The organism is Acinetobacter sp. 161(2023), from assembly GCF_037027805.1.
In the GTDB taxonomy this organism is placed as follows: domain Bacteria; phylum Pseudomonadota; class Gammaproteobacteria; order Pseudomonadales; family Moraxellaceae; genus Acinetobacter.
On sequence record NZ_JAZEYD010000003.1, the window covers coordinates 236,415 to 254,563 of the forward strand.

At 39.7% G+C, this 18,149-nt stretch carries 15 protein-coding genes and 1 tRNA gene; 9 read left to right on the forward strand and 7 right to left on the reverse strand.

Features of this window, described 5'->3' with window-relative positions; translation table 11 throughout:
- Positions 1-4 precede the first annotated feature (4 nt).
- From WA249_RS04250 to WA249_RS04270, 5 genes are all read right to left on the reverse strand, one after another.
- Positions 5-931, reverse strand: a complete 927-nt coding sequence (locus WA249_RS04250; RefSeq protein ID WP_336166610.1) for a branched-chain amino acid transaminase — start codon at positions 929-931, stop codon at positions 5-7.
- Positions 932-955: 24 nt separating this feature from the next.
- A complete protein-coding gene (gene glnE / locus WA249_RS04255) occupies positions 956-3,706 on the reverse strand; it encodes a bifunctional [glutamate--ammonia ligase]-adenylyl-L-tyrosine phosphorylase/[glutamate--ammonia-ligase] adenylyltransferase (protein ID WP_336166611.1) in 2,751 nt (916 codons plus the stop codon).
- A 67-nt stretch (positions 3,707-3,773) separates the two neighbouring features.
- Entirely contained in the window at positions 3,774-5,045 is a 1,272-nt protein-coding gene (locus tag WA249_RS04260; RefSeq protein WP_336166612.1) for a sensor histidine kinase, read from the reverse strand.
- A 389-nt stretch (positions 5,046-5,434) separates the two neighbouring features.
- A complete protein-coding gene (locus tag WA249_RS04265) occupies positions 5,435-5,995 on the reverse strand; it encodes a DUF2939 domain-containing protein (RefSeq protein ID WP_336166613.1) in 561 nt (186 codons plus the stop codon).
- Positions 5,996-6,316: 321 nt separating this feature from the next.
- A tRNA-Leu gene (locus WA249_RS04270) sits at positions 6,317-6,403 on the reverse strand.
- Between the two features lie 182 nt (positions 6,404-6,585).
- Between WA249_RS04270 and queA the strand changes: the two genes are divergently transcribed.
- The 7 genes from queA (at position 6,586) to secF (ending at position 14,179) form a co-directional block, all read left to right on the forward strand.
- A complete protein-coding gene (gene queA, locus WA249_RS04275) occupies positions 6,586-7,623 on the forward strand; it encodes a tRNA preQ1(34) S-adenosylmethionine ribosyltransferase-isomerase QueA (RefSeq protein WP_336166614.1) in 1,038 nt (345 codons plus the stop codon).
- A 230-nt stretch (positions 7,624-7,853) separates the two neighbouring features.
- Complete coding sequence (locus tag WA249_RS04280; protein WP_336166615.1) at positions 7,854-8,882, forward strand: hypothetical protein; 1,029 nt, start codon at positions 7,854-7,856, stop codon at positions 8,880-8,882.
- Between the two features lie 84 nt (positions 8,883-8,966).
- A complete protein-coding gene (locus WA249_RS04285) occupies positions 8,967-9,536 on the forward strand; it encodes a LemA family protein (RefSeq protein WP_198077930.1) in 570 nt (189 codons plus the stop codon).
- A 155-nt stretch (positions 9,537-9,691) separates the two neighbouring features.
- Complete coding sequence (gene tgt / locus WA249_RS04290) at positions 9,692-10,825, forward strand: tRNA guanosine(34) transglycosylase Tgt (protein WP_004638765.1); 1,134 nt, start codon at positions 9,692-9,694, stop codon at positions 10,823-10,825.
- Between the two features lie 97 nt (positions 10,826-10,922).
- Positions 10,923-11,252, forward strand: a complete 330-nt coding sequence (gene yajC / locus WA249_RS04295; protein WP_003655131.1) for a preprotein translocase subunit YajC — start codon at positions 10,923-10,925, stop codon at positions 11,250-11,252.
- 51 nt (positions 11,253-11,303) lie between these two features.
- Complete coding sequence (gene secD / locus WA249_RS04300) at positions 11,304-13,205, forward strand: protein translocase subunit SecD (protein ID WP_336166616.1); 1,902 nt, start codon at positions 11,304-11,306, stop codon at positions 13,203-13,205.
- 8 nt (positions 13,206-13,213) lie between these two features.
- Complete coding sequence (gene secF / locus WA249_RS04305; protein WP_336166617.1) at positions 13,214-14,179, forward strand: protein translocase subunit SecF; 966 nt, start codon at positions 13,214-13,216, stop codon at positions 14,177-14,179.
- A 64-nt stretch (positions 14,180-14,243) separates the two neighbouring features.
- Here secF and coaBC read toward each other — a convergent pair whose 3' ends face one another.
- On the reverse strand, positions 14,244-15,497 hold the full coding sequence (gene coaBC / locus WA249_RS04310) for a bifunctional phosphopantothenoylcysteine decarboxylase/phosphopantothenate--cysteine ligase CoaBC (protein WP_003655128.1): 1,254 nt from the start codon (positions 15,495-15,497) through the stop codon (positions 14,244-14,246).
- Between the two features lie 99 nt (positions 15,498-15,596).
- Here coaBC and radC point away from each other — a divergent pair, with 99 nt between their 5' ends.
- Together radC and WA249_RS04320 are read left to right on the forward strand one after the other, a co-directional pair.
- On the forward strand, positions 15,597-16,316 hold the full coding sequence (radC, locus tag WA249_RS04315; protein ID WP_336166618.1) for a RadC family protein: 720 nt from the start codon (positions 15,597-15,599) through the stop codon (positions 16,314-16,316).
- Between the two features lie 61 nt (positions 16,317-16,377).
- Positions 16,378-17,289 (forward strand): bestrophin family protein, encoded by a 912-nt coding sequence (locus WA249_RS04320; protein ID WP_005309531.1) that lies wholly within the window; start codon positions 16,378-16,380, stop codon positions 17,287-17,289.
- A 4-nt stretch (positions 17,290-17,293) separates the two neighbouring features.
- On the opposite strand, the gene WA249_RS04325 is transcribed toward WA249_RS04320, so the two are convergent.
- Positions 17,294-18,145: a PHP domain-containing protein gene (locus WA249_RS04325; protein WP_336166619.1), complete on the reverse strand. Its 852-nt coding sequence runs from the start codon at positions 18,143-18,145 to the stop codon at positions 17,294-17,296.
- Positions 18,146-18,149 lie beyond the last annotated feature (4 nt).

Below are 18,149 nucleotides of genomic sequence, written 5' to 3' on the forward strand. Positions count from 1 at the left end.
TAACTTATTTTACGTAAGTTAACCAGTGTTCATATTTTGGATTTTTACCTTGAACTGCATCAAAGTAAGTCTTTTGAATTTCAGTAGTAATTGGGCCACGGCCACCTGCACCGATTTGACGGTCATCATATTCACGAATTGGCGTTACTTCCGCTGCAGTACCAGTGAAGAATGCTTCATCAGCAATGTAGAATTCGTCACGTGTAATACGACGCTCAACCACTGGATAACCAAGGTCTCTAGCAATCGTCATTACTGTTTGACGTGTAATACCATCAAGCGCACCACCAGCGATATCTGGAGTGTGTAAAACACCATCTTTAATCAAGAATACGTTTTCACCAGAACCTTGGCACACATAACCTTGTGGGTCCATTAACATCGCTTCATCGTAACCAGAATGTGCAACTTCTTGGTGAGCAAGAATCGACAACGTGTAGTTACCAGATGCTTTTGCTTTACACATGGTCACGTTTGGATGATGGTGAGTAAACGATGAAGTTTTAACGCGAATACCATTCGCCATTGCTTCATCACCAAGGTACGCACCCCACGCCCATGCTGCAACTGCGGCATGAATCGTGTTATTTGTTGCTGCAATACCAAGTTTTTCTGAACCGATCCAAATAAGCGGACGTAAATAGCAAGAAGCTAGTTTATTTTCACGTACAACATCAATTTGTGCTTGTTCAAGTGTTGCTTGGTCATACGGTACTTTCATTTGATAAATTTTTGCTGAATTTAACAAACGTTTTGTGTGGTCTTGCAGACGGAAAATGGCAGTACCTTTAGGGGTTTCATAAGCACGAACACCCTCAAATACGCCCATACTGTAGTGTAAAGTATGTGTTAAAACGTGAATCTTTGCATCACGCCAATCAATTAATTGCCCATCTTGCCAAATAAAACCATCACGATCAGCCAAATTCATGGAACACTCCAAATTGTTATAAAATCATTCACTATCCAACTCAACCGAGGCGGTTGGGTCTATTAATCTTTGCCATAAATTGCAAACGACCGCACGGGTACTACGCCAGTCCGCTGCGCTGACTTGCATGGATTGATTCGCAAGGGCTAAGCGGTGGCTTTCGGCACGTTCACTAAGATAGGCTCGAATTAATGCTGTGGCATCTTCACTGGATAAGCAGTCTGCTTTAGCAGCATCTTCTAAAATTCTTACATTATCAGAATAATGGGCGAGATCGGGGTTCGTCCCGCTCCATGCAAGTACAGCATACTGTGCCATAAATTCAATATCTACGATACCACCTGCATCCTGTTTTAAATGAAAAATACCATGTTTTTTTTGTTCAGAAGATGAACCTAGATGGTCTTTCATTTTCTGACGCATTTTCAACACTTCCTCACGAACATAAGCCTCATCTCTAGATTGAGTCAATATCTCGCGGCGAAATATTTCAAATTTCTGGCAAAGCACCTCATCGCCTGCAATAGAGCGTGCTCGAACGAGTGCCTGATGCTCCCAAAGCCATGCACTTTTCAACTGATAGTGTTCATACGCTTTAAGACTCGTCACCAATAAACCGGCCTCACCTGAAGGTCTTAAGCGCGTATCAATTTCATAGACACGGCCATCAAGGGTTTGAGTGGTCATGAGTGACATAAACTTTTGAGCGACACGCATAGCAAACTCAAAGCCAGTAATAGACTTCGTTCCATCCGTATCGGCTTGCTCATCTAGATAATGAATAAAGACAAGGTCTAAGTCAGAGCCATAACCCAGCTCAATACCACCCACTTTGCCATAACCAATAACGGCAAAGGCTTTGTAGTCGAGTGAGCAACGTTTTCCCTCGACATCACATGGGTAACCATGACGCTTTGCTACCGTCTGATAAGCCAAATGAAGTGTTGCATTAACACTAACTTCAGCAATATCGGTTAATGCATCAGATACTTTCATTAGCGGGCTTTCCGCTAACACATCACTTGCTGCAACAGTGAGTACATTGCTCTTTTTAAACAGTCGAAGTGCGCGCATTTGGTCTTCAACTTGATCAATCTCAATGCGAAGCAATTGCTGACGTAAAGAGTCTTCTAAGTCCTTGCGTTTTGGCAACTCAAAGCCCATCGATAAGAACTCATCCAACAGCACTGGATATTGCGTTAGCTCTTCACAAATCCACGGACTAACCGTCGCCATTTTCACTAAGCGTTGCAATGCACCTTTACTTTCAATCAACATGACTAAGTACACGGTTCGGCGCATGACCGATTCAATCAGCGGCATTAAGCGTAAAAGTGCGGTTTGAGGTTGTTCTGACTGTAATATCACTTCAATTAAATGAGGCCAGAATGTTTTCAAACGCTGGACAGCATTTGAAGGTAGTTTTTTGAGTGCGTGACCATGCCAGAATTCATGAATCAGATTTTTCGCATTGTCATCCAACACTTCATCTAACTGTTGCTCTAACTGTCCAAAGTTTTCAGTTGCGGCATTGGAGCTGGTATCTTCAATGAGCTGCTTAAACTGAACCTTTACTTTTTGACGTTTCTCATTAAGAACATCAATAAATTCATTCCAGCTCGCAAAACCCAAGGTATCTATAATGCGTTGTCTTAGGTCAATTTCTTCTGGCAATAGCTGAGTTTGCTGATCATTGAGGGCTTGAATTGCATGTTCAACACGGCGCAAAAATAGATAGGAATCTTCAAGTTCTAACACAGCTTGTCTTTCTAACAAACCTGCTTCGCCAATGTGCTCAAGGCTAACTAAACATTGGCGGTCTTGTAACTCACGCTTAGACCCGCCATAAATAAGCTGGAACACCTGAACAATAAATTCAATTTCGCGAATACCACCCGCGCCGAGTTTAATATCATCTTCAATATGACGACGTAAAACTTCACGCTCAATCATCGCTTTCATATCGCGCATAGCAGCAAAGGCGGTGTAATCGACATAACGACGAAAAACAAAAGGACGTGTCATTTCTAACAAGTCTTGCCCTTCTTTACCCCCAGTTACAACACGTGCCTTAATCCATGCATAGCGCTCCCATTCACGACCATGCTGACTTAAATATTTTTCCAAAGCTGCATGGCTAATTGCTAATGCCGAGCCATCCCCCCAAGGACGCAAACGCATGTCTACTCGAAACACAAAACCATCTGCGGTAATGTGCTCAAGCAAATAAATGAGTTTTTGTCCCCATAAAATACAGAACTGCTGCACATCAATGCATTTACGACCATTGGTTTCGCCCTGTTCATCAAAAGCAAAAATCAAGTCAATATCACTCGACAGATTAAGCTCTTGTGCACCAAGTTTACCCATGGCAACCACAATCAAATCTTGAACTTTGCCAGAGTAACTCATCGGTTCACCGTGTTTCGCCACAAGTGCTACACGTGCAAAGTCCTTTGCCGCACAAATACTGGCATCGGCAAAATCAGAAAGTTCGCGTGTGAGTGTGACAACATCGGTAAGCTGATTGGCATCCTGCCAAATCCAACGGAACATTAAACGACTTCGTAAAATGCGTAATCCACGCATCCAAGATGTTTCGTCACCAATTCCATCTAATGTGGTTTGTACAAATTGGTAAATCTGTTCGGTCGAGAGCGGGGCAGTAAATTGATCTAGTTGGTAATCTTGTTCTAAAACAGCCTGATGTAGGCCTAAAACTTGTTCTGCGTACTGACTAGCACGCAATGTTTTTTGTAACTGCTCCGCATTCATATAAAAAGCTCTTTTCCTCGTACTCTGTTTTTAGTTATAGCAGTTCGAGTAGGAGTAGGAAAAGGGCTTAGACTAATTTTGCTTCCGTTGAAGAGTAATGCTCGACATGAGCATCATGATATTCCTGAGCCGAAGGTAATAAAACTTTAAATGTCGTTCCTACGCCCTCTTTTGAGCTGACATCAATTTGTCCCTGATTAATTTCGACAAAACGCTTACAAAGGCTCAAACCTAGGCCCGCACCTTTTTCACCTGCGGTTCCTTTAAAGCTGGCTGTAATACGTGGATGGAACAAATTTGTCATTTGTTTTTCGGTCATGCCTAAACCAGTGTCCCGAACTGTTATTTCTATATTTTTATCAGCTTGTCTCGCTTCAATAAAAACTTTCCCAGATCCATCAACATCGGTAAATTTCAGCGCATTTGACACCAAGTTTTGAATGACAGAGGTCATCATATTGATATCGGCATAGATGTTTAAATCATCTGGAACATCATTAACCAGTTCGATATTTTTCTTTAAAGCTAAGGTACGTAATACATCGCAAACAATATTGCTGACTTGTCTAAGCTTAAAGTTAATTGGGTGATAAACAAAACGCCCACCCTCTGCCATCGCCCATGTCAGTAAGCTTTCAAGTAAGTTATAGGTCGATTGTGAGGTGTCATATAAATAATCTGCAATGTTTTGAATACTAGACTCATCTAAAGTTTCACGCTCTTTGGCGAGTACTTCAGAAAACCCGAGCAAGCCATGAAACGGTGCTCGTAAGTCATGCGAAATAATCGAGAAAAATTTAGTTTTACTTGAGTTAATCGCTACCTGTTGTTCATAGAGTTCGTTTAATTCTTCATAGTTAAATTTCAATTCGACTTGCTGCATAAAAGTAGAACAGTAATCGAGCAGCAATTGAATATCGTCATCTTCAAATGTAGCTGCATCGTCATCGAAAAAGACAGCAAAGCCCATAGACGTTTTATCAGGATGTAAAAGATGCACGGCCAATGCCCTGCTGCACTCGATGTTTAGTTCTTTTAAATAGTTGGTTAAGTTTTGATAAGAAGGATGTGAGTGATTAATGATCTGTTGTTTAGCAAAGCACTGTTTTAAATGTTTCGAAGGCTTAAACGAAATTGCCGTCATGCCCTCGGGGCAACGATGCCAAAAGTAAGGTTCCTGATTAAAAGTCAATAAGGCTTTTTTACAATTCAAAAGACGAAGACTAAACCGGAAAAATTGCTCGATGTAGTTCTGCTCGGCATTTAACCCAAGCAACAGAGAAATTCTACAAGCACTTAATTGCTCAACCTGATTTAGTTCTAAACGCTGGAATGTCATTACCCGCCTCACAGATTTTGTCGTTTTTGGTCGGAAACGCTCTTAAAAAATTTACTTATAATCATTATGATCTACTACAAACTTTAACACAGTACATAAAAAGAGCAACGTTCTTTTCAAAATAGAAATGTGAAGTTTCAATTAAAGGTTTTTAGATACATAAAGTGGGCAGTTTTTAGGAAAATACAACAAATGTTTGAAGGTAAAGAGTTGTAAGATGTTAGAAATGCGAGTTTATAAATAGTAAAAATAAATAAATAAAAAGTATTCTTTCAAAAAAAGACCAACAACTTGGTTTTTTTCAGATTATTGTTTACATTAATGATTTAATTATCTTGGACATTATAACCATACAGTTGAATAGCAGCTTCCATAGCCCAGTATAATTATCACTCTAGTTTTTGCTTAGGTTTTATCTCATCGATTGGTAGAACAATCTTTTTTATTTTCCAGCTCAAACCATTACGCTCCATAATGATTTTCAAATCCGTATCATTCTCTTTATTTTTAAAAGTTACTTCAAACATATTCATCGATAAATACCGAGTTCTATATTCTATCTTTGGGGTATCTGTTCTTTCTTTAGGCGTATCTTCTATATTACCAGTTAAACTTTTTCTAAGATCCTTCCCTTGCAGCATCAAGGTCATACCTTCCGGTGTTACCACCGCATCGACCATTTTTTCAGCCAAAGTTGAAGCCATCATTGCACCTAAGGCTTCCCAACCATTTGCTTCTTTAGTTGTGATCTCTTTTAGCATATAAGCATTCATCTGATCTTTCAGACTTTGGCGTACGCTTGTATAGTCAATATAAGCAGAAACCTTTTCACTATCATTCTCTTTCAATGCATTCTTAATACTATTTAAAATGATATAAGGCGAAGCGTATAAATACCCAAAAATCAAAATGATTAACCCGCAGATTACCCCTATAATTTTTTTATTCATAATTTACTCTCTAATTGTAAAATAATAAGTAGAAAAATAATCCTACCTAAATCGTATACCCTATCTTGTCTTTTATATTCTAATCAAAATTTACAACTCAAGACTTTGAATGAAGAACAGATCTATTTATTCCACCAAAATTATAGATCATCACCTATTTTCACAAATCATCTCCCAAATGAAATTTCATAAGAGATCAAAACTTTCTATAAATTAACAATAAAAGATAAAATTATAATTGATAGGCAGTTATTTTAACCCAACAAAAAACCCCTAAGCCGTTAACTTAGGGGTTTTCGTAGAATCTTACGATTCTGAATATGGTCCCGAGGGTCGGACTCGAACCGACACGTCATCTCTGACAGCGGATTTTGAGTCCGCCGCGTCTACCAATTTCACCACCTCGGGAGAGGAAGTATGTTTGTGTTGCGTATATTAGCGCGTTTGTAAAACTTGTCAAACCCTAAGTGAATATTATCGTTCACTTTTAGATCATTTAAACATTTTTCATGATTTAGGCCATAAGCACAGCCATAAAAAAGCGAAAAAGTTTATACTAGGCCCAATTTTTGCGGTGTTTTTTTCTAAATATGCAACTGTCTGACTTTTCCTTTGAATTACCTGATGAACTTATTGCCCGTTACCCTCTCGAATCACGTAGTGCTTCGCGGTTGTTGCACTTAGACTCAAAGGGTCAATATCACGATCACATGTTCACCGACATTATTGATCTGTTCGAAGAAGGCGATCTGCTAGTGCTCAATGACACCAAAGTCATGAAAGCTCGACTTAAAGGAAAACGTTCTACAGGTGGTGCTATTGAGATTTTGGTTGAGCGCATGCTGAACCACACCACAGCGTATTGTCATATTAAATCAAGTAACTCACCTAAAGCCGGTGCCGAGATTTTTGTTGGTGCAGATAACATTCCTGTGATTGTACGTGGTCGTCACGAAAATTTATTTGTGGTTGAGTTTTCACAGCCAATTTTGCCTGTACTTGAGCAATATGGTCAGCTACCTATTCCGCCTTATTTTAACCGTGAAGCAGAAGAAATTGACACTGAACGCTATCAAACGGTTTTCCATAACCCAGAAAAAATTGCTAGTGTTGCAGCACCTACTGCAAGCTTGCATTTTGATGAAACACTTTTAGAAAAATTAGAACAAAAAAATGTTCAAAAAACCTTTGTGACTTTACACGTTGGTGCTGGCACATTTATGCCAGTTCGCACTGATGACATTACCAACCATATCATGCACAGTGAATGGTGTGATGTACCTCAAGAAACCATTGATTTAATTTTGGCGACTAAAGCACGCGGTAATAAAGTGATTGCTGTTGGTACAACTGCGACACGTGCCTTAGAAAGTGCAGCCCAAGCACACGGCGGAAAAATCGCAGCTTGGACTGGTGACACACAAATCTTTATCTATCCGGGCTATGAGTTCTGCATCGTAGACCGTTTAATTACCAACTTCCATTTGCCAGAGTCTACTCTGCTCATGTTGGTATCAGCACTATCAAATCGAGACAACATTTTAGCTGCCTATGAGCATGCAGTTAAAAGCCGCTATCGTTTCTTTAGTTATGGCGATGCAATGCTAGTTGATAAATTAGAAGTTTAAAAATTAAGGTTGGGTTAAACCATATCAATTAATGAAAAGGTTTAACCCAGCCCAAATACTTACAATAAACAGATAATGAACCTAACCTTGTCTCTCAAAAATTTATCGATAAAACTCAGGCATCAATTTTTAAAAACAAATTCTAAATTTAAAACCATTAAGTATTTATCTCTTTCAATTTAAAAGATAATCTAGAAATAGCTCTTTATGATGATGAACTCATTACTTCCATGCCAATCGATACTGTACAAGAAGCTCTTCATATAAGGCGTAAAAAAAATACACAGGTTTTTCGCAATATTGCTCGACTTTGGGATGCTGGACAAAAATCTCATTCAGCCCAAGATCTTTTAGATGCTTTACATCCATGGCGTGAAGATCACAACCTTCGCTTTTTTAATGTGCTCCCCTATTTACTCGCCATTTGCAGCATCACAACATTGGCCTTTGGCTATTTTCTTCATCCACATATTCAATTTATTTGGAGCTTTTTAGGTGCCTTTTTAACAGGGTTTCTGGCTTATTTACTCTATCAGTCTCAAGAACCATTAACGCAAGTTATCCGTTATCTAGAACAGCGTATGGTGATTTTGCGTTACGGTTTACAGTTTCAGCAGTTACCAGCTTATCTTCCCATTCATGCTCAGCCAGTTTTAGTTCTAAGTAAATTAAAACAGTATTTCCCTCTGTTTAACCGAGGTACTGAGTCTAACGAAATTACTCAGTTTGCTTCGACGACATGGAACGATGGTGTAACCGATCATCAAGTCTTGTTGTTTCAATATCATTACGTTAATGAAATCCCTATTATTCAAGACCAAAGTAGCGATAAAAAAATTATAAAAGAAATTCATAAAGATTTATGGGGCGCTTTTATATTTCAAATACCAGCTTTGGGTATTGCTGTTAGCAATCAACGTTCTCGGTTTTTTACTCCCTACAGCAGTGAATGGCAAAGTAGCGATATTTTAATTAACCAAGAACTTAATATTTGGGGGGTTAATCAACACCAGTTGGCCAAAGAGGTCAGCCCAAGCTTAACTTTAAAATTAAATGATTTTTTTCAGCACTTTAAAGGTGATTTAATTTATCATCACGAAGAACAAATTTTGTGTTATCTGGGCGAGCAAAATCTTTTTCAGACCACCAGTAAGCAAAGTGAAATTCATGATGTTTCAGCATTGCGTGGGCACTTGCGTACCATGACCATGCCGCAATATGAAAAATTTCAGCAATTAATGTTGAACTTAATTAAATAAATCTCTCGTATTACTTGATTGTCGTCTCATTAAAAAATGAGAAGTTAAAAAGTAAACTGAGAGAATAACAATAAGGAACTGACCATGACTGGTTTATTTATTTTCTTGGGGATTTTTGTTGTACTGATCGTCTGGGGCGTTCACATCCGCAATACCATCGTACGTTATTTTAACGCGACCAAACGTGCTTGGGCAGAGGTTACCAATTTCGAGCGTCAAAAAGTCAAAACTTTAGAGGCGCTTGAGACAACACTGAATCAATATACTCAGTTTGAAAAATCGACATTAGAAAAAGTCACCGAACTACGTCAGCAAATTCTTAATTTAAATGTGAATAACACTGATATTTCTCAGCTACAGCAAATTGAAAAAATGAGCCAAGAGCTGATTCGAAGCTTAAATGTTGTTGTTGAAAACTACCCTGAGCTTAAAGCCGATTCACTTTATAGCAAAATGATGGATGACATTCAGGAACAAAACGAAAATGTAGGTGCTGCGATTACTATTTTTAACCGTAATGTTGAGCTGTTCAACAACCAGATCGAAGTATTCCCTAACAATCTCATCAATACATTAACTTTATCCAAGAAAGCGATTCGTCCTTTTAAGGATAATCTTGTTAATGAAAATTTTGACTATAAACCTAATTTTTAATAGGGGGAAAAAACAGCCCCTAACTTGTCGGAAATTTTATCTATTTTATAGCCAGCTACATTTAGTAGTAGAACTACATCGCAGAATCAAGGAAAATAGCTCTCTTTTTAGCAGCGAACTGTTTCTTCGCCTCTGCTCGTGTTCAGGATTTTTAGATGAAGTTTGAAAAATTAGGTCAGTCGGGGCGCGCCCGTCGTGGTCGTTTAACTTTAGAGCATGGTGTTGTTGAAACACCTGTTTTTATGCCAGTGGGGACTTACGGCACAGTCAAAGGTATGTTACCGCGTGATATCGAAGACATTCAGGCACAAATTATTTTAGGAAATACATTCCATTTATATTTGCGTCCGGGTCTTGAAGTGATTAAAGAACACGGCGGTTTGCATAACTTTATTAAATGGGATAAGCCAATTTTGACTGACTCTGGCGGTTTTCAGGTTTTTAGTCTTGGCGCAATGCGCAAAATCAAAGAGGAAGGTGTTACTTTCCGCTCGCCGATTGATGGTTCAAAAGTATTTTTATCGCCTGAAATTTCTATGGAAATTCAGCAGGTATTGAACTCTGATATCGTCATGATTTTTGATGAATGTACACCTTATCCTGCAACGCATGAAGAAGCACAAAAATCTTTGCAGCTTTCTTTACGCTGGGCAAAACGTTGTAAAACTCATCATCATGATGAGCTCAAAAATAAGAATGCGTTATTTGGCATCATTCAAGGCGGTATGTATGAAGACTTACGTGATGAGTCTTTAAATGGTCTTCTTGAAATTGGCTTTGACGGTTATGCGATTGGCGGCTTATCTGTAGGTGAACCTAAAGATGAGATGATCAAAGTTTTAGATTATCTACCAAGCAAAATGCCACAAGACAAACCGCGTTACTTGATGGGTGTTGGTAAACCAGAAGATATCGTTGAAGCGGTGCGCCGTGGTGTCGATATGTTCGACTGTGTAATGCCAACCCGTAATGCGCGAAACGGTCATTATTTTGTCACTGATGGTCTGGTACGTATTCGTAATAGTAAATATCGCCATGACCAAAGTCCGCTCGATCCACATTGCGATTGCTACACTTGTAAGAACTTTACCCGTGCTTATCTATTCCATCTTGAAAAATGTGGAGAGATGTTAGCGTCTATGCTCGGTACCATTCATAACTTACGTTATTACCAACGTTTAACTGAAGGTATGCGTGATGCATTAGAGAATGGCACATTTGATGAATTTGTTCAGGACTTTTATGCCCGCCGTGGTTTAGAAGTTCCACCATGTCCAGTTGACGAATAAGCCCGATTTGCGCTCAACCTCAAGACAAGGTAAATTGCAAAACGAATTAGGATTATGTCAGGTATCTGACTCATATTTTTAACTTTAGGAAATCAAAATGAGCTTTTTAATTTCTGCTGCACATGCAGCACCAGCAGCAGGCCCAACTACTGGTATTTTGCCAAACATCTTGATGATTGTTGTATTCGTTGCAATCTTTTATTTCTTAATTTGGCGCCCTCAAGCAAAACGTGCTAAAGAGCACCGTTCTTTAATCGAAAGCTTAGGTGTAGGTAGTGAAGTTGTATTCGCTGGTGGTTTAATGGGCAAAGTAACCAAAATTGAAGGTGACTATGCAGTTGTTGAACTTAGCCGTGGTGTAGAAGTAAAAATTCAGCGTGCCAGCGTAATTTCAGTATTACCTGAAGGCACTCTAAATAACCTTTAATCATAAAACAGTCGTGCTTTAGCACGGCTTTTTCATTTAAGAAGAAAGCGAATGCGTTACCCTGCATGGAAATATTTACTGATTCTGGTTGTTCTGGTAATCAGTACATTATACGCACTGCCTAGTCTATATCCGGATGAGCCCGCCGTTCAAATTTCCGGTGCCAAAGCTGGTACCCAAATTGATCAAAGTGTGGTGCAAAAAGCAGAGCAAATTTTAAAAACAGCAAATATTGCAAGTCACGATAATACTTTTACAAATAATGCTGCCCTCTTGCGTGTCAGTTCTTCTGAAGCGCAGTTGAAAGCAAAAGAAGTATTACGCCGTGACTTAGGTGATCAATATGTTGTCGCCCTAAACCTTGCACCAACCACACCAGAATGGCTGCAAAAGATTGGCGCAAAACCAATGAAACTTGGTTTGGACTTACGTGGTGGTGTCCACTTCTTACTTGAAGTAGATATGGACAAAGCCGTTGCCCAACGTATGGAAACCTCTGCCACCGATTTGCGTCGTCAGTTCCGTGAAAACAAGATCAAATTTAATAGTCTTGCATTAACTAATAATGTGATCACTGTTCAATTTACTGACAATGCTGACCGTGATGCAGCAATGGATTTTTTACGTCGTAATGGGAATGAATATACCCAACAGGCATTAGCAAGCTCTACTGGTTCTACTTTAAAGCTTTCTTATACTGATGTACGTCGCCAAGAAATCCAGTCATATGCGGTGAATCAAAACTTAACAACATTACGTAATCGTATTAACGAACTTGGTGTTGCAGAAGCATTGGTACAAAGTCAGGGTAGCAACCGTATTGTTGTTGAATTACCGGGTGTGCAAGATACAGCTGAGGCTAAACGTGTTTTAGGTCGTACTGCAAACCTCGAATTCCGTTTGGTTTCTGACTCAAATGATCAATATATTGACCCATATACAGGTAAATATAATGGTCAACCTTTACCTCCGGGCACAGAAGTTTTTGCTTATCAGTCTTTAGACAGCGGTCGTCAACTTTTGTTGCAACGTAACCGTATCTTGACTGGTGAACGTGTTCAAAATGCAAGTTCTGGCTTCAGCCAAGACTCTGGTGGTGCCGAGGTAAATATTACTCTCGACAGTGCTGGCGGCAAGCTTATGTCCGATGCAACTCGTAATGCTGTTGGTAAACGCATGGCGGTATTGTTCATCGAAAATAAGCAAAAAATTACTTATGTCACAGATCCAAAAACTGGTGCTCAAACAGAAGTTCGTACTCCATACACTGAATCTGTAGTCATCAATGCTGCAACTGTTCAAGCCGTTTTAGGTTCAACTTTCCGTATTACTGGTTTAAGTTCTCCTCAAGAAGCATCAGAACTTGCATTAATGCTACGTGCAGGTGCTTTGGCTGCGCCAATGTATTTTGTTGAAGAACGTGTGGTTGGCCCAAGTCTTGGTCAAGAAAACATTGATAAAGGCGTATTATCAACTCAAATCGGCTTCTTGCTTGTTGCAATCTGGATGGTGGTTTTCTTCCGTCTATTCGGTTTAATCGCTAACTTTGCACTCGTTGTTAACTTGGCAATGATTTTAACGGTTATGTCATGGATTGGGGCCTCCCTCACCTTACCGGGTATTGCCGGTATCGTTATTACCATTGGTATGGCAGTCGATTCTAACGTATTGATATGTGAACGTATTCGAGAAGAAATACTCTGGGGAGCCTCGCCCAAGCAGGCCATTGTGGCCGGTTATGATCGAGCCTATAACACCATTTTTGACTCGAACTTAACGACGTTCCTCGTTGCTTTCATTTTGTTTGCAATTGGTTCAGGCACAATTAAAGGTTTCGCTGTAACATTAATGATTGGTATTGTGTGTTCGATGTTTACTTCTATTACAGTGACTCGCGCAATTGTACAAATCATTTATGGTAAACGCCGTAACTTGAAAAAGTTGAGCATTTAAGGAGATCGATGATGACTAAAATGACTCAACAAGATTCAAAACAATATACTCGTCCGGATGATGCAAAAATCATCCCGTTCATGAAGATTGCCAAACCTGCGGCAATCTTCTCGATCCTGATTACATTGGCGAGTATTTTATTTATTGCAACTAAAGGTCTTAACCTCGGTTTAGACTTTACTGGTGGTGTTTCTGTCGAGTTGAACTATGCTCAACCAGCGAATCAGTCTGAAGTCGTTCAGGCACTCGGTAAAGCTGGTTTTAAAGATGCTGTAGTACAAACACTGGGTAGTAATAAAGACTTAATCGTGCGCATGCCTGTACAAGATATTAAGGTCGAAGACCTTAGTAATGCCATCAATAAGGCTGTGCAATTACCAAACAATGCCGCAGTAGTTCATAAAGTGGACTCTGTTGGTGGTCAAGTAGGTAACGAGCTCTATGTTCGTTCTGCTGGTGCGGTTGCGCTTGCACTTATTTTAATGTTGATCTACGTGACCATCCGTTTCGAGTTTAAACTCGCGATGGGTGCCGTGATGTCTTTATTCCACGACATCATCATTATTATTGGTGCTTTTGCATTATTCCAGTGGCCGTTTGACCTTACGGTTTTAGCTGCGGTACTTGCTGTTATTGGCTTCTCGCTTAACGATAACATTGTAGTGTCAGACCGTATCCGTGAAAATTTCCGTAAAATTCGTGGAGCGACTCCTCGTGAAATCGTCGATATTGCATTAACCGAAACTTTACGTCGTACCATTCATACATCCATGACCTTAATGCTAGTCGTTCTAGCAATGATGTTCTTAGGTGGTGATGGCTTACACTGGTTCTCTATTGCAATGTTTGTCGGTATCTTTGTAGGTACTTACTCTTCAATTTATATCGGTACAGCTTTTGCCTTATGGCGTGGCCTTAACCGTCAGGACTTCATCGTTCAGGTTAAACCTGAATTTGAGGATGACATTCCTTAAGTTGGATAAAGTAAAACATATAAAAAAACCGCGATTAATTCGCGGTTTTTTTATTTAAAACATATTATTTACGGCGCAATGCATCCGAAATTGCTTCAACCAACTGTTGAGAAATTTCTTGTTTAGATGCTTTCTCTAACTCACGCTTTTTCATGTGATAGTTTTCAGCAAAGAAAACCGTCATCGCATTTTCATCAGAAGCAAAACCAATATCTGCACGAGACACATCGTTACATGCAATCATATCTAGTTTTTTAGCAACCAGTTTTCCTGCCGCATATTCTTCAACATTTTGTGTTTCAGCTGCAAAGCCCACCATAAATGGACGTTTTTCCTGACCTGCGATTGTTGCCACAATATCTGGATTTTTTACAAGGGAAACATTCAATTCATCCCCTGCCTTCTTAATTTTATGCTCGGCAACTTCTGCTACGCGATAGTCAGCGACTGCGGCAGTTGCAATGAAGATATCGCAGCCTGTTTCTAACGAGTTCATACTGATATCTAACATTTGTCGTGCTGAGGCAACATTTACTCTTTTTACACCATTTGGTGTATCCAAACTGACAGGCCCAGCAATCAGAGTCACTTGTGCACCAGCAGCGTAACAAGCAGCCGCTAAAGCAAAGCCCATTTTACCGGTACTATGGTTCGAGATATAACGAACAGGGTCAATCGCTTCACGCGTTGGGCCAGCAGTAATAACAACTCGCTTTCCAGCTAACAACCCAAATTTTTCAGCGATTGCACGTTGAGCTTGATGGAAATAGCCGGCTACTTGTCTCGCAATTTCTTCTGGCTCTGGCATACGGCCTAAACCAACATCACCACACGCCTGCTCACCCGCATCTGGCATGATCACATGCACACCATCTTCGACCAAGGTTTGTAAATTTCGTTGTGTAGCTTTAGCCGCCCACATTTGCTGGTTCATGGCAGGTGCAACCCATACAGGAGATTTTGTTGCCAAAAATACTGTACTGAGTAAGTCATCTGCTAAACCATGCGCAAATTTTGCCAAAGTATCGCAACTTGCAGGGGCAACCAGTAGTAAATCAGCCCAACGCGCTAATTCAATATGTCCCATTCCAGCTTCAGCCGCAGGGTCTAAAAGTTCAGTATGAACCGGATTACCAGAAAGAGCCTGAAAAGTTAGTGGGGTAATAAATGCCTGAGCGCCATGTGTCATGACCACACGCACATCAAAGCCATAATCTTTGAGGCGGCGGACTAAGATGGCACTTTTATAGGCAGCAATTCCGCCAGTAACAGCTAAAACGATGTTTTTATGAGGAATAACACTTAGATCAAAGCTCACGAACAGGATACCTTACTGTTGCAGTGGCGCTCACAATAGCATTAAATACGCGCAGACCCAAGATTGATTGGGCAAACAAAATAAAATTTTAAGCGAATTATGCTGGGGAATATGAATACTTCTATTAAAAATTGGCCCGAACAAGAACGGCCAAGAGAACGGTTATTACAACAAGGCCCTCAAAGTCTCTCTGATGCAGAGCTATTGGCGATTTTTCTTCGCTCAGGTTCAAGGCAACATTCAGCAGTCGAATTGTCACGTTTACTCATTCAACATTTTGGTAGCCTAAATGCAGTATTTGATTCATCGTTAAGTGACCTAACTCAATTTAACGGAATTGGAGCAACGAAATATTCTCAATTACTGGCAGTCAAAGAACTCGGACGGCGTTATCTCGATCATCACTTTCAGAAGAATGATCTTAGTCTTCACTCTTCTGATTTAGTTTTGGATTATTTGCGCTATGAATTAAAAGGCGAGAAACAAGAAGTCTTTGCGGTGCTGTGTCTAGACCCAGAATTAAGAAAGCTCCATTTTAAAAAGCTATTTTTTGGTTCTGTGCAGCATTGTGCGGTCTCGGTCAATCAAACCCTACGCTACGCCTTACAACAACATGCTTGTCAGCTCGTGATTGCACACAACCATCCATTTGGTTCAGCACAGCCTTCTCCTGAAGATATTGCCTTAACTCAACAACTAGAACATGCATGTCAACTTGTCGAAATACATCTCTTGGATCATTTTATTATTTCTCCAGAAGGAAGCTTTTCATTTGCTGAACAACAACTGCTCAACCCCGCAACAATATCAGCTCAATAATATTGACAAAGCTTAACTAAGCCTAGAAGATCAAAACAAAAATAGTGATGCTTAAAATAAAATGATTGTTCGTGATCAACCTAGTATTTTCAAAGTTTTATTCTCTTGGCGAGGAACAATTTTACCCAAAATTCTCCCCTCCTTAGGGTTTGTTATGTTGATCTCGGCAATCATTGGTGGCGTGGAATACATCAACCTTTATCGTTTTCCAGAAATTCCTTTGGTTGGCTTTACTCTGATTGGTGTCGTACTTTCTATTTTCTTAGGATTTAAAAATACTGCATGTTATGACCGTTGGTGGGAAGCACGAAAATTATGGGGTGTTTTAATTGCAACTTCGCGCCATTTTGACCGTGACTGCCGAATTTTGACTCAGGCCCGCCGTGAACGTGTCATTCAACATGTGATTGTTTTTGCCAATGTATTACGTGATCGTTTACGTCGTCAGACTGCAAACCCAACTGAGTTAATACAAACCAGTGGTATGAGCCAGCAAGCACTTACCCAACTCTATCAGCAAAATAATGCCCCTCAGTACACGCTGAGCCTCATTCACTGGGAATTATTACAAGCGCTTAAAGAAGGTGAAATCTCTGACATCATCTATGCGCAGATGAATAAAAATGTTTCAGATTTAAGTGTAGTACAAACTGGCTGTGACCGAATTGCCAATACCCCCATTCCATTTGCCTATTCAGTTTTGCTTAATCGCACGGTCTATTTTTTCTGTTTTATGTTGCCGTTTAGTCTTGGTTCATTGCTTGGTTTAGCAACACCTTTACTGGTTGGAATTTTGGCATATACATTCTTAGGGCTTGATGCACTAAGTTCGGAAATTGAAGAGCCTTTTGGTACTCAAAGCAATGATTTACCTTTAGATGCCATGGTACGTAGTATCGAAATTGAACTTTTAGGAACTTTGGGGAAACCTACACCTCCACCAATTCAAGCTCAAGATAATAACTTACTGTAAAGTCTTAGAGAAAACGTTCCCAAATACCTTGCTGATTAGCCGTTGGTTTAGGTGTATTTCCTAGTTTAATCCATGGCATATTTTCACCATGAAAGTCACTGCCAATCGATACAGCTAATTGATATTGCTCAATCATCCGATCAACCATCTGGCGAGTAGATAAAGTTTCCATGGGTGGAGGTAGCTCAATTGCATCTCCACCTGAAGTTGCGAACAATTCAATTAAATATCGAATGTTAGTAGCAGATAAATCATAACGAGTGGGGTGTGCTAAAACTGCAAGACCCTTACTTTCATGAATCACATTAATTGTTTCTTTTAATCCTAATCCTTCAAACTTAACAAAGGCACGTCTTCCCTCTTTTAAAAAACGATCAAACGCTTGTTGAGGACGAGTTACTACATTCTTCTCGACCAGTGTTTTAGCAATATGAGTTCTTGTTACACGGTCAGCCTGATTTTCCACTTTGGCAAGAACATCTTCATAAATCTGAAAACCAATACATTTTTCTAATAAATCGCAAATGACTTTAGCTCTTTGTGCTCGTACTCTTTTTTGTTGTTCTAATGCTTCTAAAATTGGTGCTTCATCTTGCATGTTTAAAGCAACAATATGTACGCCATAACTCTTCTTCGTTGTTGGGCGTGACCACTGACTTGAAATCTCAGTACCAGAAATGATTTTTAAATCATGACCTTGTGCAGCAATTCTAGCTCGCTGCAACCCATCCATTGTATCGTGGTCAGTTAAAGCCAAAGTATGCAGATTTACATCAATAGCAGCTTGCACCAGTAATTCCGGAGACAAAGTTCCATCAGAAATATTGCTATGTGTATGTAAATCTATGCCTTGCATCTTT